The following is a 22,421-nucleotide window of genomic DNA, read 5'->3' as shown; positions in this document are numbered from 1 at the left end:
AAAAAAGAGATGTCAATATGACATCTCTTTAACAACCACAATTTCCTTTTTTACTTTCTACCGCTGCGCCAGTTTCACCCTTTAGTACATCGCCACCAGTTGAAATTAATATTTCATCTGTTACGTTGTTAGAAATTGTACTAGCAACTAACTGTAATAAGTCATTTACGTATGTTTGTGAAGATTTAAATTGTTGTACGACTGGAATACTGTCTAACTTATCTTGCAATGCATCAATTTCAGCTTCTACCTTTTTTAAAGCTTCCCATTTCCCGTAATGTTGCAAGTTTACTGCTTGTTTTTGCAGTGCTTTAATTTCATCGATTGCGCGCTTTACATTTTCATTTTTATGAATTTGCGCCTCTGCTTTCTTAAAAAAATCAACTTCTTCTGTTTCAGAAATCATTTTTGCTAATTCTTTCGCTTGTTCAACAATGTCATCTTTCGAATATACTTTCATCTATTATTTCACCTCAATCGGCTCTTCAACTAATTCCCCGTTAAGAGACCAAGTTTTTGCTTCCGTTATTTTCACTTTCACAAGCTGACCAATTAAAGATTTTGAAGCGACGAAGTTTACAAGTTTATTCGTACGAGTATAACCTGCAAGTACTTCCGGATTATTTTTACTTTCCCCATCAACTAACACTTCTACAATTTGACCTTTGTAACGACTATTCTTTTCAATTGCCAACGTATTTACTAGTGTATTTAAGCGCTGAAGACGTTCTTTCTTTACTTCCATCGGTACATTATCTTTCATTTTTGCAGCTGGTGTACCTTCGCGAGGAGAATAAATGAATGTAAAGGCAGTATCAAACCCTACTTCACGATATAACGACATCGTTTCTTCAAATTGCTCATCTGTTTCATTTGGAAAACCAACGATAATATCTGTTGTTAATACTACATCTGGAATTGCTTCTTTAATTTTTCTTACAAGTTCTAAATAATGCTCACGCGAATATTTACGTGCCATAATTTTCAGCATATCTGTACTTCCAGATTGAACTGGTAAATGGATATGTTCTACTAGGTTGCCACCTTTTCCAAGCACTTCAATTAAGTGATCATCGAAATCACGTGGATGGCTCGTTGTAAAACGAATACGGGCAATATCAACTTTACGAAGTTCGTCCATTAAATCGCCAAGACCGTATTCTATATCTTCAAAGTCTTTACCATATGCATTTACGTTTTGTCCAAGTAACGTAATTTCTTTATAACCATTTGCAGCTAAATGACGAATCTCTTGGATAATATCTTCTGGACGTCTACTTCGCTCTTTTCCGCGTGTATACGGTACAATACAATACGTACAGAATTTATCACAGCCATACATAATATTTACCCAAGCTTTAATATCACCACGACGTACTTTCGGAAGGTTTTCAATTACGTCACCTTCTTTTGACCATACTTCAACTACCGTCTCTTTCGAGAACATCGCATCTTTTAGAATGTACGGTAGTCTATGAATATTATGCGTTCCAAATACCATATCTACATGCTGATTTTTTTGCATAATTTTATTTACAACAGATTCCTCTTGAGACATACAACCACATACACCAATTAAAAGGTCTGGATTTCTTCGTTTGAGTGACTTTAAATGGCCTAGCTCACCAAACACCTTATTTTCAGCATTTTCACGAATTGCACAAGTGTTTAATAAAACTACATCTGCATCCTCAGTTGAAAAAGTTGGTTCATATCCAAGTGCTGTGAAAATACCTGCCATTACTTCCGTATCATGCTCATTCATTTGACAACCATATGTACGAATATAGAACTTTCTTCCTGTACCAAAATTGCGAAACTCTTCAGGTAAGCCAAAATCCCGTTCAATTTTAACTTCTTCTTTCCCACGCTTTTTCGCATCCTTTAAGGAAGGTGGTTGATATACACTTTCAAAGTATTTACTATAATCTTTCTCTTCTTTTTTCATAGAGGAATTTGCTTGTTGACTTGCTAATCGTTGTTGCTCGTTCATCGGTAATCTCCTTTCACCCTTAACTATACACACTCTATAGTCCATTTTAATGCGCTTAGACTCACCTCAAAAATGGTTAGATAGCTGGAGAGATAACTTGTCCTTTGAAACTTGAGTAATCAATCTAATCATTCATAAGAATGAAGTCTTCCCCACGCAAATAGACATTCCCTTTTTATCATTTCTTGTTGTCCTACCCAAAAGCATATTGCTTTATCCCTATAAACATTACCATAGTATGACGTGTTTCGCCAATCTTAACAATACAAAGGCCTTTTATTACCTTACATTTCATAAGCAATGAACTTGCCATTTTCATACAACGATTTATATATTATTTTATCATTCTGAATTTTCTAAGTAAATAAGGCTACCCTATATTTTGTACATAAAAAAAGGTTGCCAAATCGGCAACCTTTTTTTCTTACATTACATAAATTCAGCAACAAGCTCATCAAACATTTTCTGATCCATATTTAAATCAGATTTCACTAAAGGCTCTTCACTATAGCCTTTAACAAGTTCTTGATATGATGGTTGCTTAGTATTTTGATAAATTAACCCTGTTACTAAACCGTTATTTTCCATTAAAGTTTGCATAGCCATCATGCGATTAGATGGATCATATCCCTCTACTGTGCTTAGTTTCGTTAAGTTCTCTTTAAACCAATCGTAAGTATTTACTTTATTGTAAGTAACACATGGGCTAAATACGTTAATTAATGAAAATCCTTTATGGTTAATACCAGCTTCAATAATTTGTGTTAATTCTTTTAAATCACTCGAAAAGCTTTGCGCCACAAATGTCGCACCAGCTGTTAAGGCCATTTCCATTACATTTAGTGATGGTTCAATTGAACCTTGTGGTGTGCTTTTCGTTTTAAATCCAGCTTCACTACGTGGTGAAGTTTGCCCTTTTGTTAATCCATAAATTTGGTTATCCATTACGATGTACGTAATGTCGATATTACGACGAATAGAATGGATTGTATGTCCCATACCAATCGCAAATCCATCACCGTCACCACCTGAAGCGATAACTGTTAAATCACGATTTGCCATTTTCACACCTTGTGCAATCGGAAGGGCACGACCATGAATACTATGCACACCATATGAATTAATATAACCTGAAATACGGCCTGAACAGCCGATACCAGAAATAACAGCAAGTTCATCTGGATTTAGGCCAACGTTAGCTGCCGCACGTTGAATTGCAGCTTGCACTGAGAAGTCTCCGCAACCTGGGCACCAGTTTGGCTTTACACTGTTACGAAAGTCCTTAAATGTTGCCATTTAATACAACCCCTTTTTTGCATTCGTTGTAAATCTCTTTCGGCAAGAATGGGTTTCCATCATATTTTAAAAGACTAGAAATTTTCTCACCATTACCAAGATTCATTTTCATAATGTTAGCAAGCTGACCTGTTGCATTGTTTTCTACTACTACAACACGCTTCGCCTTTTTCACAAGTGGATCGATTTCAGCTGTTGGGAACGGGTGAATTAAACGCACATGAGCATGGTTTACTTTCATACCCTCTTGTTCTAAACGCGTCATTGCCTCTTCGATCGCACCACGAGTTGAGTTAAATCCAACAAGCAATACGTCTGCTTCTTCATGCTTAACATTTTTATAAACAGGGGTATTAAACTTCAAGTTCTCCATTTTACGGAAACGTTTGTCCATTTGATCTTTACGGTTTATTGCTGATTCCGACGGTTTTCCAGTTTCATCATGTTCTACACCTGTAACATGGTGAACACCATTTTTCATACCAGGTAAAACACGTGGTGAAACGCCGTCTTCTGTTACTTCATAACGCTTGAAGTATGCTTTATTTTCACGTTCTGGTAATTCTGCTTCTAAATCAAGCTTACCACGACGAATTTCCACTTTATCTAATTTAAGTGGTTCTACTGTTTGTTTTCCTAACGAAAGCTGTAAATCTGTTAAGAAAATAACAGGAACTTGATATTCTTCAGATAAGTTAAATGCTTCTACAATGTCATAGAAAGCTTCTTCAACTGTACTTGGCGCCATTACGATTTTTGGAATTTCACCATGCGTACCGTAAATCATCGCCATTAAGTCAGACTGTTCTTGTTTCGTTGGTAATCCTGTACTTGGGCCGCCACGTTGTGTATCAACAATTACTAATGGGGTTTCTGTAATACCCGCTAAACCGATTGCTTCCATCATTAATGAAAGACCAGGACCAGCAGATGCCGTTAATGTACGAACACCAGCATAGTTTGCACCGATTGCCATTGTACAAGCTGCGATTTCATCCTCAGTTTGGATTACTGTTCCGCCGACTTTCGGTAATTTTTTAATTAAGTATTCCATAATTTCTGATGCAGGTGTGATTGGGTATGCTGACATAAAACGAGCACCACCAGCTACCGCACCAAATGCGATTGCATCGTTTCCAATCATAAACATGCGTTTTTTACCATCAGCTTTTTCAAGCTGCATCATGTTTACTTTCTCGCCTAGTAATTCTTTCATATATTGAGAGCCGCGTTTAATTGCGTCCATATTCTTTTGAACGACTTGCTCTCCTTTACGACCAAAGATTTCTTCAACAACATCTAAATAAGCTGTTTCATCTAATCCTAATACTGCACTTGATGCTCCAACAGCAACCATGTTTTTCATTAATGATGTGCCTAATTCTGAAGCAATATCTGTAAACGGTATCACATATAGATTTACATCTGTATTGTCAGGTATTGTTGGATTAAATTTCGCATCCGCAACTACAATTCCACCTGGACGTAGTTCGTGGAAATTAAAATCAATTGTTTCTTGGTCAAAAGCAATTAAAATATCTAAATCATCTGAGATCGCTCGTACTTCTGTTGTACTTACACGAATTTTATTATTTGTATGGCCGCCTTTTATACGTGATGAGAAGTGGCGGTAACCGTATAGGTAATATCCTAATCGGTTTAATGCAATACAGAAGATTTCTCCTGTACTTTCAATTCCTTCACCTTGTTGGCCTCCAACTTTCCATGAAAGTTGACTAATCATCTCCTACACCCCTTTTGGCTGCATTCATTGTAGTGTATTTTTTTACAGTAATAGTTTAGCATTTTTTATGCAAATAAACTACAACGGACGCAAATTATGCCTCTTCTGATTTCCCTGAATCTTTAGTATAAAGCTATTTTGTTTTTCATTCTAGTATTAGGTCTTAAAAAAAGCAATAAAATCAAATGAATTAATTTTAATTTTTCTGAATTTTAAATCGGGATTTAAAAACTCATATGTTCTACAAAATTATCATATAAAAATCGTTCTACAGTAGATGCAGCATAGTGTTTACAAAGCTCATTCATTACATTTTCATAATCTCGATACGCTGATACATTTACAACTGTTTCTAAAATCCCATCAAAATCGGAACCAAATCCTATATTGCGCTCTCCACCTAATGAACAAATATATTCGATATGTCTTACTATATCTGCTACATTCGCTTGTTTTTCATTTGTTAGAAACTGCGGTACAAAAGTGACACCAATCATGCCATTTCGCTTTATAAGAGCTTTAAGTTGTTCATCGTTTAAATTACGTGGGTGCTCGCAAAGTTTCATACAATTTGAGTGGGAAGCAATAGGATTTTTTGCAATCTCTATAACATCCCAAAAACTTCTTTCATTCAAATGAGACACATCAGTCCATACATGTAACGTATTCAGTTCTTGTACAACATGTTTACCAAAAGTCGTTAAACCCGCCCCACGTGTCTCTAGCGCACCATCAGCTAAGAGATTGGCATAATTCCATGTTAGTCCAAAAGAACGTACTCCTAGGCGATACAACAACCGTAATTTCATTGCATCTTTTCCAATTGCTTCGCATCCTTCTATTGTTAATATCGCTCCAATCTCGTCCTGTTTTAATATGTTAATATCATCTTTTGTCTGAATAAACTTCACACCTGGTAGGGATAAAATCTCATTATAAAAAATATCTACCATTTGTAATGCTACTTCAAATCGGTTTTCATATGCCACTGTTTCTGGTACATATATAGCAAAACATTGTATACTTCCTTTTCTTCTCTTTAACTGTTCAAATGTAATATGTAATTGTGAATCATCTTTAAAATCCCTTTTCCCTTGTGCACTCCATAACTGAAGAAGCACGTCACAATGAGCATCAAAAATTTTCATTTTCATTCCTCCATTATAAAAACAACCTGTTTGCATACTGCAAACAGGTTGTTTAAACTTAACGAGGTTCTACAATTAATTTTATTGCTGTACGCTCTTCGCCATCAATCATAATATCTGTAAACGCTGGGATACAAATCAGGTCCAAACCACTAGGCGCTACAAATCCTCTTGCGATTGCTACTGCCTTTACAGCTTGGTTCAATGCACCTGCACCAATAGCTTGAATTTCTGCTGTTCCGCGTTCGCGAATAACACCTGCAAGTGCACCAGCTACAGAATTAGGGACCGACGTTGCTTTAACTTTTAATATTTCCATTCCGCGTTTCCTCCTCGTTTCTTTAAAAAGTATTAGCAATTATTTCACTTTAACTTATATTCACGAGGAATGGCGCGTATTCCTGCTAAATTTTCGTAATTTTTCTAAAAAATTAAAATATAATAACTTATCTAAAATTTAACGAAAATTTACTCAAAAAATGGTTGATCATCATTAATTAAAATACGTTCAATTTTCTTTGCTCTTCCTGTATTTGGATCCACATCAATTAACACTGCACTTAATTGCGTTCTACCATTTGTTACTTCAAATCGTACTGGTAAGTTTGTTAAAAACTTCTTCAATACTGCTTCTCTGTCCATACCTAATATTCCGTCATACGGCCCTGTCATCCCAACATCTGTAATGTATGCCGTTCCGCTTGGTAAAATACGGTTATCCGCTGTAGGGACATGCGTATGCGTACCTACTACTGCTGTAGCACGTCCATCTACATACCAACCTAGCGCTTGTTTTTCACTTGTAGTCTCCGCATGGAAATCAACAAATATAATATTCGTACGTTTTTTCGCAATATTAATTAATTCATCCACTTTACGGAATGGACAATCAATTGGAGGAAGGAAAGTACGTCCTTGTAAATTAATAACTGCAACTTCTGTTCCATTACAGTTCACAAAGATAAGTCCTTTTCCTGGAGTTCCTTCTGGGAAGTTAGCTGGTCTTGCAAGATATTTTGCATCATCGATGAATTCAAATACTTCACGATTATCCCAAGCGTGGTTTCCAAGTGTAACTGCCTGCGCCCCACACTCTAAAAAGTTTCGATATATTTTTTCTGTAATCCCACGGCCACCTGCTGCATTTTCTCCATTAATGATTGTTACTGTAGGTGTATATTTTTTCTTTAATGCCGGTACGTATTGTTGAATCATACCTCTACCAGGAGATCCTACTACATCCCCAACAAATAATATTCTCATATGTCTTACCCTTTCTATGTACTGCATTTTTTATTGCTATAGCATCAAGTAAATTCCTTATAATATCTTTATTATAAGTTTGTTTCACTTTTATGCTATATAACTAACTGTCTTTATTTTATCCAATTCCAACACAAAAAAATAAAGTGGTGTTTCACCACTTTATTTTGCGTATTCCACTGCACGTGTTTCACGAATAACAGTTACTTTAATATGTCCTGGGTAATCCAGTTCATTTTCAATACGTTTTCGGATATCACGAGCTAAACGATGAGCTTCTAAGTCATCGATTGTATCTGGTTTTACCAAAATACGAACTTCACGTCCTGCTTGAATTGCAAATGATTTTTCAACGCCTTCATAAGACTCTGAAATCTCTTCTAACTTTTCAAGACGACGAATATAGTTTTCAAGTGTTTCACTACGAGCTCCCGGTCTTGCAGCTGATAAAGCATCTGCTGCTGCAACTAAAACTGCAATGATAGAAGTTGGTTCTGTGTCACCATGGTGAGATGCGATACTGTTTATAACTACAGGATGCTCTTTATATTTCGTTGCAAGTTCAACACCAATTTCAACGTGGCTTCCTTCTACTTCATGGTCAATCGCTTTTCCGATATCATGTAATAGACCTGCACGTCTTGCTAGTTTTTCATCCTCGCCAAGCTCTGCCGCCATAAGTCCAGTTAAATATGCAACTTCCATAGAGTGTTTTAAGACGTTTTGACCATAACTTGTACGGTATTTTAAACGACCTAAAATTTTAATTAAATCTGGATGTAATCCATGAACACCCACTTCAAACGTTGTTTGCTCTCCGACTTCGCGAATATACTCGTCCACTTCACGTCTTGATTTTTCGACCATCTCTTCAATACGCGCTGGGTGAATACGTCCGTCCTGTACTAGTTTATCAAGAGCGATACGAGCTGTTTCACGACGAATTGGGTCGAATCCAGAAAGGATTACCGCCTCTGGTGTATCATCGATAATTAAGTCAATACCCGTTAGCGTTTCTAACGTACGAATATTACGACCTTCACGCCCGATAATACGTCCCTTCATTTCGTCATTTGGAAGATTTACAACCGAAACGGTTGTTTCAGCAACATGATCAGCTGCACATCTTTGCATTGCAAGAGATAAAATCTCTTTTGCTTTCTTATCCGCTTCTTCTTTCGCGCGAACTTCACTTTCTTTTACCATAACAGCGATTTCATGAGAAACTTCATTTTCTACTTTACCAAGAATAATTGCTTTCGCTTGTTCGCGTGTCAGATTGGAAATGCGCTCTAATTCTGTTTGTTGCTTTTGAACTAACTCTCCCACTTTGCTTTCCAACTCTTCAATCTGTTGTTGTCTCGCTACAAGAGATTCCTCTTTCTTCTCTAACTGTTGCTCGCGTTTATCGAGCGTTTCGTCTTTACGATCAAGGTTCTCTTCTTTTTGCATTAAACGATTTTCTTGTTTTTGTAATTCGCTTCTACGGTCACGAATTTCTAATTCAGCTTCTGTACGAAGTGTATGAATTTCATCCTTTGCTTCTAAAAGCGCTTCTTTCTTAAGTGCTTCAGCCTCACGATTCGCTTCGTCTAGAATACGTTTTGCTTCATTAGCCGCACCATTAATCTTCGCTTCAGCAATAGACTTTCGAACAAAAAAGCCAACAACTGCACCGACTGTTGTTGCAAGCAAAATGGAGATGAGTATCCAAACTGTACTACTCATGATTTCACCTCCCCTTGCTATGAATGAAAAAAGACTGTCGGCATGTACATTGAATTACAACATACAGCAAAGACCGTCGTCCCGCTTTTTTAAGGGACTTTCTTCATTTCACAATTAAAATGTCATATTATTATTTCGGTAAGATTTAAACCTTACTCCGAATATTACTTCTCTTCTTGAGAAGAGTATATCGTATATAAGAAAAAATATACATTCTCATTGTATCTATCGTAATTTTCATTGTCAAGCGTTGTCTACTTTTACTTTCTTTACCTTCAGCCTTGAATGTGACCTAAATTTGAAAAGTAAGGAGCCTATTATACTGGAAAACCTTAGTAATTCCCATTTCTTTACTTAAAATATTTACATATCCTTCTTTACACAACCCATTTGAAGTCAAAAAATATTTTTATCTATAGTATTATGCTCCTTAATAGTAGATAAAAAAATAAAAGACACGAGACCGTGTCTTTTATTTTTTTAATCAAGAAGAGTTGAATCTTCTGCGCCCTCAGCACCAGAATCTTCACTAATTCCGTGATGCTCACGAATAAAGAAGGCAATTTCTTCTCTTAAATCTGTATTTTCTTTTAAGAACTGCTTCGAATTTTCACGACCTTGTCCTAGGCGTTCTTCATTATAAGAATACCAAGCACCGCTCTTTTGAACGATATCAAGCTCAGAAGCCATATCCAAGATTTCACCTTCTCTTGAAATACCTTCTCCGTACATAATATCAACTTCCGCAACACGGAATGGTGGTGCTACTTTATTTTTCACTACTTTTACTTTTGTTTTATTACCAACGATGTCGTTACCTTGCTTTAATTGCTCCGCACGACGCACTTCAAGACGGACAGTTGAATAGAATTTCAACGCACGACCACCTGGAGTTGTTTCTGGCACTATCTATAGATTTTCCATCTCTATAGTCTGGACTATCTCTTCATCTCTTTACAGAGAGCCTTGCACTTCCAGCAGTAGCCTATCATCTGCCGTACCCTACTCAGTTAACTAAAAGTCCTTTTCGGTAGTCTCTACACCTTCCCCATATCACTATGGAGCTTGGCACGGTATTACCCTAAATAATGGTGGGCTTCACCGTTAGCAACTATATGGATAGTTACACCCTTAGGCAATAAGGTTCACAAGGTTTTTTAACATGCTATCACTAGCAAGGGAAACCCATGGTAAACTCCTTAATCTTTTCGATTAAGCAACTTGTAGTTGATTTCCGAACATAACCCCAACTTTTTCACGAATTTGGTTAATAAAGATTGCAATTGTTTTTGATTTGTTAATTGCTCCTGAAAGCTTACGAAGTGCTTGTGACATTAAACGTGCTTGTAAACCTACGTGTGAGTCACCCATATCGCCTTCAATCTCTGCTTTCGGTACAAGAGCTGCTACAGAGTCAATTACGATAATGTCAACCGCACCACTTCGTACAAGTGCTTCCGCGATTTCCAATCCTTGCTCCCCTGTATCAGGCTGTGATAATAGTAATTCATCTATGTTAACACCTAATTTTTGTGCATATACAGGATCCATTGCGTGCTCCGCATCAATGAATGCTGCTTGTCCACCTTGACGTTGTACTTCTGCAATTGCATGTAATGAAACTGTCGTTTTACCTGAACTTTCAGGTCCGTAAATTTCGATAATACGGCCACGTGGATATCCGCCTACTCCTAGTGCCACATCAAGTGCTAAAGAACCACTAGAAACCGTAGAAACTCTACGCTCCGCTTGTTCTCCTAATTTCATAATTGAACCTTTACCGAATTGCTTCTCTATTTGTTTTAACGCCATATCTAACGCTGCTTGACGATCACTCATTCAAAATTCCTCCTTAACTGAATTGCTAATCTTATTATACCTATTTTCAATTCAATTTGCCAACAAAAATCGAACATTTATTCGATTTTTTTATTTTCTATCAAATAATATCTAAATTTAACCGTAAAAAAAACTAGAAGAAACTTATATCTCTTCTAGCTTTTTATATAAATGATAAAATCCATATTTTGCTGTTCGTTCTCTAATTTGTTGACGACTTCCGCTTAAATTAAGAGGAAAGACTACAGTTGGTTCTTCCTTAATCGAAAGCCCAACAAATACTGTTCCTGGTTCTTTCTGCTCTGAAGCATCTGGCCCTGCTACCCCAGTGAAACTAATTCCGATATCCGCTTTTAATACATCCTTAACATTTTCAGCAAGATAACGAGCACATTCTTTACTAACTGCACCATCAGTATGCAACACTTCTTCAGGCACACGTAAAACATGTTGCTTCACATCATTATGATAACAAATGACACCGCCTTTAAACACAGAAGAAACACCAGCGTTTTCAGTTACTTGATTTCCAAAAAGACCACCTGTTAAACTTTCTGCACACGCTAAAGTTAACCCTTTTCTCTTCAATAACTCGATTGCCTTATAATGCAAAAATTCTTGGTCATATCCGTAGAAAAATTCTCCTACTCTTTCTAAAATCAAATCTTCCACATGTTGAATTAATTTCTCCGCTTCGCTAACATTTTGATGCTTAGCGGTTAAACGTAATGTCACTTCTCCATCATTTGCTAACGGGGCGATTGTTGGGTTTGTTTGTCCATCAATTAAATCTTGCACTTTCACCTCTAATTGGGACTCCCCAATACCGAAGAAACGAAGCACACGAGAATAAATGTTTTCTCCTGTTGTAAAATTACGTAAAAAAGGCTCTACGTAACTTACATACATTGGTTTCATTTCTTTTGGCGGCCCTGGTAATAAAATATAAACTTTTCCGTTCTTATTTACCCCCATACCAGGCGCCATACCGTGGTCATTTGCAAATACTGTTGCTCCATTTAAAACGAGCGCTTGCTTTTTATTATTCTCCGTAAATTCACGGCCTGTACGCTTAAAGTAATTACTTATTAAGGCTAATGCCTTTTCATCATACACAAGCTCTTCATCTAAACTAGCAGCTATCGTTTCTTTCGTTAAATCATCTTTTGTCGGTCCTAATCCACCTGTAAAAATAAGTATATCAGCACGTTCTTCCGCAGCTTCAATCGCCTTTTGCAATCGCTTATTATTATCACCAACAACAGTATGATAGTACACGTTAATTCCGATTGAAGCTAACTTTTCAGATAAAAACTGGGCATTTGTATTTGCAATTTGTCCAAGTAATAATTCAGTTCCAACCGCAATAATCTCAGCATTCATCCCAATTCCCCCATAAACTTCTATTTTGAGTTTACAAAAGCAGCTCTATTTTTCCAGAAATAATCCCATCCTGAAATAACAGTAAAGATTAATGCAATCCATATGAAGATATCTGCAACTGGAATATGGATTAAATTTAAAGGTACATCGTGTAATAAATATGCTGCAATTGCAATAATTTGTGTCCACGTCTTAATTTTCCCTAGCTGGTTTGCTGCAACTACTTCCCCTGTTCCAGCAAGTACAAGACGTAAACCTGTTACCGCAAACTCACGACTGATAATTACAATAACAATCCAAGCCGGTACATATTGCATCTCTACCAATGTAATAAGTGCTGCCGAAACAAGCAATTTATCAGCTAACGGGTCAAGAAACTTCCCTAAATTCGTTACAAGATTATACTTTCTTGCGTAATGTCCATCAATCCAATCTGTAGCTGAAGCAATGATAAAGATAAGTGCCCCCACTAAATGTTGAATTGGCAAATCAACATCACCAACTTTGTATGAACCCCAATCAAAGGGCGCTAACATAATTACCATAAAAATTGGAATTAAGAAGATTCTAGATATTGTAATTTTATTTGGTAAATTCACAGCTATTCCTCCATCATATCAAAAACATTTGTTCATCGAAAAAAAGTCATCGAAGCGATGACTGTTATTGTGCTGGTTGCTCTATCCCTTGGTTTTTAATCACCAATCTTTGGTGATATTCTTTTTGTGGATCTAACGGGAAAGCAAGCACTTGGCCATTCAGTTTAATTTCAACATTCGGTGCACTTCCAATATTAAGTCGTACTTCTTTTAATGTTGATACATCGCGTTTCTCTGTTTGACCGCTTTGTACTGTAGTGTTTAGAATTTCGTTACCCGCATCATCCTTAACATCTACATAACTTGTACCCTTAGCTGAAATTTCCAGTTCTAATGTTTTATTATTATGAATTTCCAAAGTAGATACCTTTCCAGTTGTTCCAACTACTTTCACTTCTTGCTGTCCAGTTGGTTGTGCTGGTTGCTCCTCTTTCTTTGGTTCTTCTTTCTTTGGTTCCTCTTTTTTTGGCTCTTCCGCTTTCACTTCATCTTTCTTCGTATCTAACGGAGAATCTTTCGCTTTTTGAACTTCAATTTTCTCACTTTGAGCGCTTGGAACTTTTTCATCATCTTTTCCAGTTAACGCTTGAAACACAAACCAGATTACCACTCCAACTGCGATGACTAACAGCGCAACTAAGATTTTCGGCATGTGATCTGCAATTGGCCATGATGAAGATTTTTGCATTGTTTCTTGTGTTTTTTGTCCCGTTGATACTTGTGGAACTTCACGCTTTTCAGATTGTGGTATCGTACTCTGATGTTCTACGAGCAGTTCCTCTCCATTTAATCCAACCGCATCTGCGTATTGTTTAATGAATGCACGCGCATAAAAAGCTCCTGGCAATACATCATAATTGCCTTCTTCAATTGCCACTAAATGGCGTTTTTGAATTTTTGTAATCTCATGCAGCTGATCAATAGTCAAGCCTTTCGCTTCTCTTGCTTCTTTCAGCTTTTGTCCCAATTCCGTCACTACTAACACCTCAATATTTCTTTAAAAGTCAAACATAGAGAAATTATTTTGCGTACCTTGCTCAATTTCATCTACTAAATTATATTGAATTTCTTCATCATAATCGTTACGCAACTCGATAATATAATCAAAATCATCCAATGTGTATTCTGACTGACTCACAAATACATCAGGATGTTCCACAACTTTCGTTGCAGGCAATCTCATAATTTCACGAACGAGCTGCCAATGTCTTTCGTTAGCACGCTTCGTTGACACAATTCCATCTAGGATGAAAATATTGTCATCGCTATACTCATCTTCAATTAATTGACTGCGAACAGTTTGCTTAATAAGAGTAGATGATACAAATAACCATCTTTTATTTGCACAAACACTTGCAGCAACAATGGATTCTGTTTTTCCGACACGAGGCATTCCGCGTATCCCAATTAGTTTATGGCCTTCTTTTTTCATGATTTCTGCCATAAAGTCTACAAGTAAGCCTAATTCATCACGCACAAATCGAAATGTTTTCTTATCATCTGCATCTCGTTGTATGTACCTACCATGCCTAACCGCTAGCTTATCTCTTAGCTTGGGCGGACGATATTTCGTTACCGTTATGTTATCCATCGTATTTAAAATTGATTCAAGTCTAGAGATTTGCTCTTGATTATCACACATAAGAAGTAACCCACGTCGTGCATTATCTACACCATTAATTGTGACAATATTAATGCCGAGCATACCGATTAACGAAGAAACGTCACCAAGCAAGCCAGGTCGGTTTTTATGTATTTCATATTCAAAATACCATTCAATCATCCAAGATCACTCCCCTTGCTTACTTTACACCTACGTACTATATTATATGATTTCACCCTAATAGGGAAGCTAAATGTATAATCTATCCTGTGTAATTATTATACAAAAAAAGTAGAGAGGAGAATCTCCTCTCTACTTTTACTTATGTTGTACGAACTTAACCATTAAATTTGCAATTGTATGTTGCTCCTGTTCATCAGCAACTTTCCAAAGCTCAGCTAATAATTTCTCTTGGTCATTGCGTCCTTCTACTTCATTAGCAAGATAGTCGCCAACACGAAATGCCATATCTGATACCGCACCGCCATCTAAACCTTTGTCTTGCGCTTGCTCTAAACGTTCTCCTAAAAAGCTCTTCCACTGATCAAAATTATCTAATACTGACATAATTAAGCACCTCACTATTGAGTAATAAAATCATCCTTAATTTGTGCAACTATTCATTTTTTATGTAAGAATTTTTTAGCAGTGCCAACCGCCATTCACTCCGATAATTTGTCCAGTTATGTAAGACGCTCCTGGTGATACGAGAAATGAAACTGTTTTCGCTACTTCTTCTGGTAATCCTATTCTACCTAATGGTATATCTTCAGCAATTCCCATTTTATCTTCTTCAGAAAAAACACTTAACATTTCCGTTTCAATTGCTCCTGGTGCTACTGCATTCACACGTAATCCACTTAAAGAAACTTCTTTCGCTAAAGCTTTCACATATGAATTTTGCGCCCCTTTTACCATTGAATAAAGCACTTCACAAGAAGCCCCTATTTGTCCCCATATAGATGAAACAATTACAATATTACCACTTCTTCTCTCAATCATAGGCGGAAGTGCCATTGAAAGTAATTTATATACGTTCTTCACTTGAAGTTCTACCATATAATCTAATTCATCGTTTGTTACATCTGTTACTAATCCAAAAATACTCTTCCCCGCTGCGTATACAATAACATCAATAGGATGTTCAATTTGTCCCCACAATCGTTCTGCTCCATCACTAGAAGCTAAATTAGCTTGAACAGGGATAACTTCTCCCCATGCCTTCTGCAATTCCAATACCTTTTCTTCACTGTTATTGTAATGAACATAAACTGTATATCCATCTTGAATTAATTGTTTCGAAATAGCAGAGCCAATCCCTCCGCTCCCTCCAGTTACTAACGCATACTTTTTCATAAATTCCCTCTCTTATCTCTACAACTTCAATTTTCACACAACTAAATAATACCCTCATCTTACAATTTTTCAATGATAAGATGAGGGTATCTTTAAAATTTTATTTTTTCGGTAACACCTGACAAACACTCATTTTTTCTTCTGATAACAATAATCCCGCTACTTCTTGTAAGTCTTGAACGGTTAGTCCTTCTAATACAGTCAATGCATCAAATAGGCTAGATTCATTAAACGCGTATCGTGTAAATTGATTTGCAATATATTCTGGTGAATTTAACGAGCGTAAAAAACCACCAATTTTCTTTTTCTTCACTCGTTCTAATGCCGTCGCATCTAATTGATCATAATCTGTTTTTAATAAAATATCTTTTAAACGATCTGCCAATTCATCAGGTTGTTTCGTATCACCACCAACCATTGCAAAACCGAAGTTATTTTCTTCTGTATAGTCATACGAGAATGAATCATCAATAAGTCCTTCATTATATAAAGCTTCGTAATGAACAGAACTTTTTCCAAATAAATAATCTAAAAGTAACGTAAGCGCAATTTCTTGTTTTAAAAGCGCTTGCCCCTTTTCTTTTAAATTAGTCGCTTTAATACCAACTAAACATTTCGGTGTTTGCACAGGCATTGAAATAATTTTTTTCTTTTCATTTACCTCATTTGGTTCTTCTTCAAATGAACGCACAATTTCTGGCTGGTTTTTATAATCTTTTTTCGCTTGATTTTCACGTACTAAATCCATTGTTTTCTCTGGATCAATTGCACCCACAACAAATAATAACATATTGCTCGGATGATAAAATGTTTCATAACATTCATATAATAAATCTTTCGTAATTTTACTAATAGATTCGATTGTCCCCGCAATATCAATTTTAATTGGGTGTTTTACAAATAAGCTATCAATTAACCCAAAGTACAAACGCCAATCTGGGTTATCTTGATACATTTGAATTTCTTGCCCAATAATCCCCTTCTCTTTTTCAACCGTTTTTTCAGAGAAATAGGGCTCTTGTACGAAGTTTAGCAATGTATTTAAATTTTGTTCTACGTTTGAAGTACCTGAAAAAAGGTAAGCTGTTCGTGTGAAGGATGTAAAAGCATTTGCCGATGCTCCTTGTTTACTAAACAATTGGAAAGCATCGTGATCTTCTTTTTCAAATAATTTATGCTCAAGAAAATGTGCAATCCCATCTGGCACACGAATCATTTCTTCTTTCCCTAATGGTACAAATGTATTATCTACAGAACCATATTTAGTCGTAAACGTTGCAAATGTTTTATTAAATCCTTGTTTCGGTAAAACATATACATCTAATCCATTAGGAAGTTTTTCATAATAGAGTGTTTCTTTTAATTGCTCATAAACAATTTTCTCCACTTACTCTCCCTCCGTTCCTTGTAAAAAGTAAATTGTATCTAGTTCAATATTTTTAGCAACTTTTACAATTTCTTCTTTTGTCACACTTTCTATACCTGTAAGCCATTCTTCAACTGGACGTGTACGATCTGAAATAATGCCATGATATAGCATTTCTACAAAACCACGTGGTGTATCAATTGCCTCTAATATTTGATTTTGGATGACACTTTTTGTTTGATGTATTTCTTCTTCAGAAAACTCTCCGTTTTGCATCGCAAGCATTTGTTCTTTAATAATCTCAACTGCTTTTTCATAATTTTTCGCTTCAATTCCTGACATAACAAATAATAAACCTTTATGACTTTCAAAGCGCGATGCTGCATAGTACGCTAAACTATTTTTTTCACGCACATTTACGAATAACTTCGAATGAGAAAAGCCACCAAACAATCCATTGAACAATTGCAATGCAAAATAATCTTCATCTTTATATGTGACAAATGTACGATAACCGATGTGTAATTTACTTTGTTTTAATTCTTGTTTTTCAACAACTTCTTTTTCTTCATTATTTCGTCTATGAAGGAGTACATTTCTTTCTCTCACTGGACGAGCTGAAATAGAAAAATACTTACTTACAAGATCAACGGCGTTTTCTGAAATATCACCAATAATATATAGATCCATTTCATCTTCCGCTAACACCTTTTGATAATATTGATACAGACTTTCATTTGTAATAGACATAACACTCTCTTTTTTTCCATTTGCACTTAAACGATACGGTTCTACTTTGCACATTTCTTCAATTAAACGCTCGTTTGCATAACGCATTTTATCGTCATAAGTAGCTTCAATTCTCTGTAACAGTGCTCTTTTTTCACTTTCTACGATAGAAGATAGGAAACCGTTGCCCTCCGTTGCTGGATGTAACACAATATCTGACAACATAGAAAGCGCTTTTTCAAATAACGGTGGTGCATCATGTAAGTAAACTTCATTTGCAATGTCTACATAAATAGAGATAATATGGTCTTCCCCTTTTTTACTTACATCTACCGCTAAAGAAGATCCGTATAATTCTTCTAAATATTGACGAAGACGAATTACAGAAGGTAATTTTTCTGTCGCACTTTGCAATACGTATGGCAATAAGGCACGCTCTGTCACCGTCTCCTCATTTAAAGGTGCTTTAAAACGAAATACAAAGGTATTCGTTTTATATTTATCAGTCGGAATAATATGTACGCGCAAACCATCTAACTCATGTAGTTGTTGTTCCATTAGTTTCATTTATAGCCCTCCTTTACGTATATAGGAATATTCCTCTTCAATATACAGTTTTTAGAAATAAAAAATCAACTTTTCTCCCTTATTATGCTTACATATGATTCTTTCTAAAAACTTTAATATGTAAGGAACATAGTAAAATTCCGTATTAAATATATTCTATGTAAAAAAGCCCACACTAATGTGCGAGCTTTTTTATACTTATAAAATACTTATCGTTTTCCTTTTTCATAAGGAGTTCCTAATGCTTTCGGAGCTTCAGAACGACCTACAAAACCAACAAGCGCTAATATTGTGAATACATATGGTAATATCGTTAACAAAACACTTGGAATTTGATCTAATACAGGAATTGTTCCGCCCGTTACACTTAGAGATTGCGCAAAACCAAAGAATAGAGCTGCACCTAATGCACCTAGTGGATTCCACTTCCCAAAAATCATAGCAGCTAAAGCTAAGAAACCTTGTCCTGTAATAGTTGCCCCTGAGAAGTTATTAGAAATTGACATTGCAAAAATCGCTCCACCAATTCCAGCAAACACTCCTGAAATACAGACTCCAATATAACGCATTTTATATACATTAATCCCCATCGTATCCGCTGCCATTGGGTGTTCACCAACAGCACGTAGACGAAGACCGAACGGTGTTTTATAAATAACATACCAAACAACGAATGCTAAAATAATGGCAATATACGACGTTATTGGTACGTTCGAGAAAAATATTTTCCCTAAAACCGGAATATCCGAAAGGCCTGGAATATCAATCTTTTCAATACGATACTGAATAAAGTCAGTCTGCCCTTTATCAAAAATCTTCTTAATTGCAAATACTGTTAAACCAAGAGATAAGAAGTTAATGGCTACACCACTTACAACTTGATCTGCTCGGAATGTAATAGAAGCTACCGCATGAAGTAATGCAAATAATCCACTACCAATTGCCGCAAATAATAACGCAATCCATGGAGTCATCGTTCCCCAAGTATCACCCATTAATAAGTTTGTAACAACTCCAATAAATGCACCAAATAGCATTAGTCCTTCTAATCCGATATTTACAACACCCGATCGTTCACTAAATACACCACCTAGTGCTGTGAAAATGATAGGTGCCGATGTATATAACGTACCCGTCACAAGAATGGCTAATATATCTAAAAAGCTCATTTATTTCCCCTCCTTGCTCATGCGTGTAAGCGCCCATCTTAACACATAACTACATGCAACAAAGAAGATGATACATGCAATAATTACATTAATAAGCTCTGACGGTACATCTGCCTCAAAGTTCATTTGAGGGGAAGCACTTTTCAAACCACCAAATAATAAAGCTGAAAGGATTATACCAAACGGATTATTCCCTCCAAGTAATGCTACGGCAATCCCATCAAATCCTACTCCTGTAAACGAAGACATCGCTGTCATACTCTGGAATGTCCCTAATCCTTCCATCGCTCCACCAATCCCCGCAAATGCACCAGCAATTGTCATAGAGAATACTACATTACGAGAAACTTTCATACCTGCATATTGAGAAGCATGCTGATTAAATCCTACAGACTTTAATTCGTAACCTAAAGTTGTTCGATCTAATAAGAACCACATTAAAATAGCGATTAAAATTGCTACAATAATTCCCCAGTGTAGACGTGAACCGTCAGTAATAGAAGCAAGCCAGTCTGAAGATAGTGACGCACTCTCTTTAATATCATACGTTTTGTCATTACCCGCATGTAAGAAACGCTTAATGATGTCATACGTTACATACAACGCAATATAGTTCATCATAATAGTTACAATAACTTCATTCACTTGAAACTTCCCTTTTAAATATCCCGGAATGAAGCCCCAAATTCCGCCCACCAATGCGGCAAATAAAATCGATAATGGAATATGAAGGAACGCTGGTAGTGAGACTGCATAACCGAACCAAACCGCTGCAAGCCAACCAACTAACAATTGACCCTCTACCCCGATATTAAATAAACCTGTACGAAATGCAAACGCGACCGATAAGCCAGCAAGAATAAGCGGTATCATTGTACGGAGCGTTTCACCAATCGCACTTGCGCTGCCGAACATTCCTGTCCAAAGTGCACTATAACCAACAATTGGATCATAGCCACTAACTAGCATTACAACCGCTCCTACAAGTAAGCCGAAAATAACGGATAGTACTGGGACTAAAATATTTATCGTTCGTTCTGTTAAAAGTTTTTTAGCCATTTGTACCCACCTGCTCCTTCTTTGTTCCTCCAGCCATTAACAATCCAAGCTGTTGTTCATTCGTTTCTTTCGCATCAACTATTGCTACAATTTCCCCTTCATAAATAACAGCAATTCGATCGCTAACATTTAAGATTTCATCTAACTCTAATGATAAAAGTAATACACCTTTTCCTTTATCCCTTTGCTCTATTAATCTCTTATGAATAAATTCAATTGCTCCTACATCTAAACCACGTGTTGGCTGTGCCGCAATTAATAAATCTGGATTTCGGTCTACTTCACGTGCAATAATTGCTTTTTGTTGATTCCCCCCAGATAGAGCGCGTGCTAACGTTTGCTCACTAGGTGTACGTACATCAAACTGTTCAATAAGAGCCTTTGCTTTTTCTGTAATTTTGCTAAAATTTAAAATCCCTTTCTTTGAAAACGGATTTTTATAGTACGTTTGAAGAACTATATTATCTCTAACAGAAAAATCAAGAACGAGTCCGTGTTTATGACGATCTTCTGGAATATGACCAATTCCTTCTTCTGTTATTCTTCTAACAGGCCAATTTGTTATTTCTTTTCCTTTAATTGCAATAGAACCTGACTCAACTTTTCGTAAACCAGTAATCGCTTCTATTAATTCACTTTGTCCGTTCCCATCAATCCCTGCAATCCCAACAATTTCCCCCGCACGAACAGTTAAGTCAAGGCCTTTTACAGCAGGTAGTTGACGTGCATCGTGAACAACAAGGTTTGCAATTGAAAGTACATCTTCTTTTGGCTTCGCGTCTATTTTTTCTGTTTTAAAATTCACTTGACGTCCGACCATTAATTCTGCAAGTTTATTTTCATCCGTATTTGCAACGTCAACCGTTCCAATCCCTTTTCCTTTACGAATAATCGTACAACGATCGCAAACTTCCATAATTTCTTTCAACTTATGTGTAATAAGAACAATAGATTTTCCTTCTTGTACAAGCTTTTTCATAATTTGAATTAGCTCATGAATTTCTTGTGGTGTTAACACAGCTGTCGGTTCATCAAATATTAAAATTTCTGCACCGCGGTAAAGAGTTTTCAAAATCTCAACACGCTGTTGCATACCCACTGAAATATCCTGTATTTTCGCATATGGATCTACAGCCAAACCGTATTGTTCAGACAGTTTTTGAATTTCTTTAGCAGCATCCTCAACAGCAATTTTCCCTTTTTTCTTCGGTTCATTTCCGAGAATAATATTCTCTGTAACTGTAAAATTATGAACAAGCATAAAGTGTTGATGGACCATTCCAATACCAAGGTCATTTGCTATATTCGGATTTGTAATTTTTACAGGTTTACCTTTAATTTTAATTTCACCCTGCTCTGGTTGGTACAAACCAAATAGTACATTCATCAATGTGGATTTCCCTGCACCATTTTCTCCAAGTAAAGCATGTATCTCACCCTGCTTTACTTGCAGCGTAATATCATCATTCGCTACAATGCCTGGGAATACTTTCGTAATGTTATTCATCTCAATTACGTATTCCATTGTGTTCCTCCTTTTAACAGGGAACATTCCCTATTACACTATTAACTTATTAAG

The 22,421-nt window shown here is 36.3% G+C and carries 19 protein-coding genes and 2 pseudogenes; all 21 read right to left on the bottom strand.

The features are described 5' to 3' along the window. Window positions 1-28 precede the first annotated feature (28 nt). Entirely contained in the window at window positions 29-460 is a 432-nt protein-coding gene (locus AU379_RS05495; protein ID WP_000870461.1) for a RicAFT regulatory complex protein RicA family protein, read from the bottom strand. Between the two features lie 3 nt (window positions 461-463). Beyond that, window positions 464-1,993, bottom strand: coding sequence for a tRNA (N6-isopentenyl adenosine(37)-C2)-methylthiotransferase MiaB (miaB, locus tag AU379_RS05490; protein ID WP_001005375.1), 1,530 nt, complete (start codon window positions 1,991-1,993; stop codon window positions 464-466). A 429-nt stretch (window positions 1,994-2,422) separates the two neighbouring features. Continuing rightward, window positions 2,423-3,289 carry a 2-oxoacid:ferredoxin oxidoreductase subunit beta gene (locus tag AU379_RS05485; RefSeq protein WP_000190155.1) on the bottom strand — a complete coding sequence of 289 codons (867 nt, stop codon included), beginning with the start codon at window positions 3,287-3,289 and terminating at the stop codon, window positions 2,423-2,425. Then, on the bottom strand, window positions 3,276-5,033 hold the full coding sequence (locus tag AU379_RS05480) for a 2-oxoacid:acceptor oxidoreductase subunit alpha (RefSeq protein WP_000625417.1): 1,758 nt from the start codon (window positions 5,031-5,033) through the stop codon (window positions 3,276-3,278). The genes AU379_RS05485 and AU379_RS05480 overlap by 14 nt, the downstream gene beginning before the upstream one ends. A 224-nt stretch (window positions 5,034-5,257) precedes the next feature. Further along, window positions 5,258-6,181, bottom strand: a complete 924-nt coding sequence (locus AU379_RS05475; protein WP_000688038.1) for a dipeptidase — start codon at window positions 6,179-6,181, stop codon at window positions 5,258-5,260. Between the two features lie 58 nt (window positions 6,182-6,239). Then, window positions 6,240-6,500: a stage V sporulation protein SpoVS gene (gene spoVS / locus AU379_RS05470; protein WP_000404341.1), complete on the bottom strand. Its 261-nt coding sequence runs from the start codon at window positions 6,498-6,500 to the stop codon at window positions 6,240-6,242. Window positions 6,501-6,649: 149 nt separating this feature from the next. Continuing rightward, on the bottom strand, window positions 6,650-7,444 hold the full coding sequence (locus AU379_RS05465) for a TIGR00282 family metallophosphoesterase (RefSeq protein ID WP_061138988.1): 795 nt from the start codon (window positions 7,442-7,444) through the stop codon (window positions 6,650-6,652). Between the two features lie 162 nt (window positions 7,445-7,606). Continuing rightward, the gene (gene rny / locus AU379_RS05460) at window positions 7,607-9,172 is read right to left on the bottom strand and encodes a ribonuclease Y (protein WP_000099770.1); all 1,566 of its coding nucleotides are present in this window, start codon (window positions 9,170-9,172) and stop codon (window positions 7,607-7,609) included. A 480-nt stretch (window positions 9,173-9,652) separates the two neighbouring features. Then, window positions 9,653-10,075: pseudogene (locus AU379_RS05455) on the bottom strand (DNA recombination/repair protein RecA); the annotation flags it as partial. Window positions 10,076-10,402: 327 nt separating this feature from the next. Further along, window positions 10,403-11,011 (bottom strand): annotated as a pseudogene (recA, locus tag AU379_RS05450) (recombinase RecA); the annotation flags it as partial. Between the two features lie 144 nt (window positions 11,012-11,155). Next, window positions 11,156-12,394 (bottom strand): competence/damage-inducible protein CinA, encoded by a 1,239-nt coding sequence (gene cinA, locus AU379_RS05445; protein ID WP_061138987.1) that lies wholly within the window; start codon window positions 12,392-12,394, stop codon window positions 11,156-11,158. Window positions 12,395-12,414: 20 nt separating this feature from the next. Beyond that, window positions 12,415-12,993: a CDP-diacylglycerol--glycerol-3-phosphate 3-phosphatidyltransferase gene (pgsA, locus tag AU379_RS05440; protein WP_001052970.1), complete on the bottom strand. Its 579-nt coding sequence runs from the start codon at window positions 12,991-12,993 to the stop codon at window positions 12,415-12,417. 64 nt (window positions 12,994-13,057) lie between these two features. Beyond that, on the bottom strand, window positions 13,058-13,969 hold the full coding sequence (locus AU379_RS05435) for a RodZ domain-containing protein (protein WP_000137476.1): 912 nt from the start codon (window positions 13,967-13,969) through the stop codon (window positions 13,058-13,060). A 21-nt stretch (window positions 13,970-13,990) separates the two neighbouring features. Next, window positions 13,991-14,776 (bottom strand): DUF3388 domain-containing protein, encoded by a 786-nt coding sequence (locus tag AU379_RS05430; protein WP_000574107.1) that lies wholly within the window; start codon window positions 14,774-14,776, stop codon window positions 13,991-13,993. Window positions 14,777-14,914: 138 nt separating this feature from the next. Continuing rightward, window positions 14,915-15,163, bottom strand: a complete 249-nt coding sequence (locus tag AU379_RS05425; protein ID WP_000114450.1) for a DUF3243 domain-containing protein — start codon at window positions 15,161-15,163, stop codon at window positions 14,915-14,917. A 75-nt stretch (window positions 15,164-15,238) separates the two neighbouring features. Continuing rightward, window positions 15,239-15,952 carry an SDR family oxidoreductase gene (locus AU379_RS05420; protein WP_000759606.1) on the bottom strand — a complete coding sequence of 238 codons (714 nt, stop codon included), beginning with the start codon at window positions 15,950-15,952 and terminating at the stop codon, window positions 15,239-15,241. Between the two features lie 100 nt (window positions 15,953-16,052). Continuing rightward, window positions 16,053-17,339 carry a pitrilysin family protein gene (locus AU379_RS05415; RefSeq protein ID WP_000411984.1) on the bottom strand — a complete coding sequence of 429 codons (1,287 nt, stop codon included), beginning with the start codon at window positions 17,337-17,339 and terminating at the stop codon, window positions 16,053-16,055. Then, a complete protein-coding gene (locus AU379_RS05410; protein WP_000772405.1) occupies window positions 17,340-18,614 on the bottom strand; it encodes a pitrilysin family protein in 1,275 nt (424 codons plus the stop codon). It abuts the gene before it with no gap. A 209-nt stretch (window positions 18,615-18,823) separates the two neighbouring features. Beyond that, a complete protein-coding gene (locus AU379_RS05405; RefSeq protein WP_000008857.1) occupies window positions 18,824-19,783 on the bottom strand; it encodes an ABC transporter permease in 960 nt (319 codons plus the stop codon). After that, entirely contained in the window at window positions 19,784-20,842 is a 1,059-nt protein-coding gene (locus AU379_RS05400; RefSeq protein WP_001085264.1) for an ABC transporter permease, read from the bottom strand. Beyond that, window positions 20,835-22,367, bottom strand: coding sequence for an ATP-binding cassette domain-containing protein (locus AU379_RS05395; RefSeq protein ID WP_000456906.1), 1,533 nt, complete (start codon window positions 22,365-22,367; stop codon window positions 20,835-20,837). Before AU379_RS05395 ends, AU379_RS05400 begins: the two co-directional genes overlap by 8 nt. Window positions 22,368-22,421 lie beyond the last annotated feature (54 nt).

The organism is Bacillus sp. JH7, assembly GCF_001563515.1.
In the GTDB taxonomy this organism is placed as follows: domain Bacteria; phylum Bacillota; class Bacilli; order Bacillales; family Bacillaceae_G; genus Bacillus_A; species Bacillus_A cereus.
This window is presented reverse-complemented; position numbering and strand designations above follow the sequence as displayed.

Coding starts and splice junctions, on each gene's coding strand:
- AU379_RS05465 (WP_061138988.1), bottom strand. CDS start 7,444: ATGAGAATATTATTTGTTGGGGATGTAGTAGGATCTCCTGGTAGAGGT.
- AU379_RS05485 (WP_000190155.1), bottom strand. CDS start 3,289: ATGGCAACATTTAAGGACTTTCGTAACAGTGTAAAGCCAAACTGGTGC.
- AU379_RS05410 (WP_000772405.1), bottom strand. CDS start 18,614: ATGAAACTAATGGAACAACAACTACATGAGTTAGATGGTTTGCGCGTA.
- AU379_RS05395 (WP_000456906.1), bottom strand. CDS start 22,367: ATGGAATACGTAATTGAGATGAATAACATTACGAAAGTATTCCCAGGC.
- AU379_RS05405 (WP_000008857.1), bottom strand. CDS start 19,783: ATGAGCTTTTTAGATATATTAGCCATTCTTGTGACGGGTACGTTATAT.
- AU379_RS05425 (WP_000114450.1), bottom strand. CDS start 15,163: ATGTCAGTATTAGATAATTTTGATCAGTGGAAGAGCTTTTTAGGAGAA.
- AU379_RS05400 (WP_001085264.1), bottom strand. CDS start 20,842: ATGGCTAAAAAACTTTTAACAGAACGAACGATAAATATTTTAGTCCCA.
- miaB (WP_001005375.1), bottom strand. CDS start 1,993: ATGAACGAGCAACAACGATTAGCAAGTCAACAAGCAAATTCCTCTATG.
- AU379_RS05430 (WP_000574107.1), bottom strand. CDS start 14,776: ATGATTGAATGGTATTTTGAATATGAAATACATAAAAACCGACCTGGC.
- spoVS (WP_000404341.1), bottom strand. CDS start 6,500: ATGGAAATATTAAAAGTTAAAGCAACGTCGGTCCCTAATTCTGTAGCT.
- cinA (WP_061138987.1), bottom strand. CDS start 12,394: ATGAATGCTGAGATTATTGCGGTTGGAACTGAATTATTACTTGGACAA.
- AU379_RS05480 (WP_000625417.1), bottom strand. CDS start 5,033: ATGATTAGTCAACTTTCATGGAAAGTTGGAGGCCAACAAGGTGAAGGA.
- rny (WP_000099770.1), bottom strand. CDS start 9,172: ATGAGTAGTACAGTTTGGATACTCATCTCCATTTTGCTTGCAACAACA.
- AU379_RS05420 (WP_000759606.1), bottom strand. CDS start 15,952: ATGAAAAAGTATGCGTTAGTAACTGGAGGGAGCGGAGGGATTGGCTCT.
- AU379_RS05495 (WP_000870461.1), bottom strand. CDS start 460: ATGAAAGTATATTCGAAAGATGACATTGTTGAACAAGCGAAAGAATTA.
- AU379_RS05475 (WP_000688038.1), bottom strand. CDS start 6,181: ATGAAAATTTTTGATGCTCATTGTGACGTGCTTCTTCAGTTATGGAGT.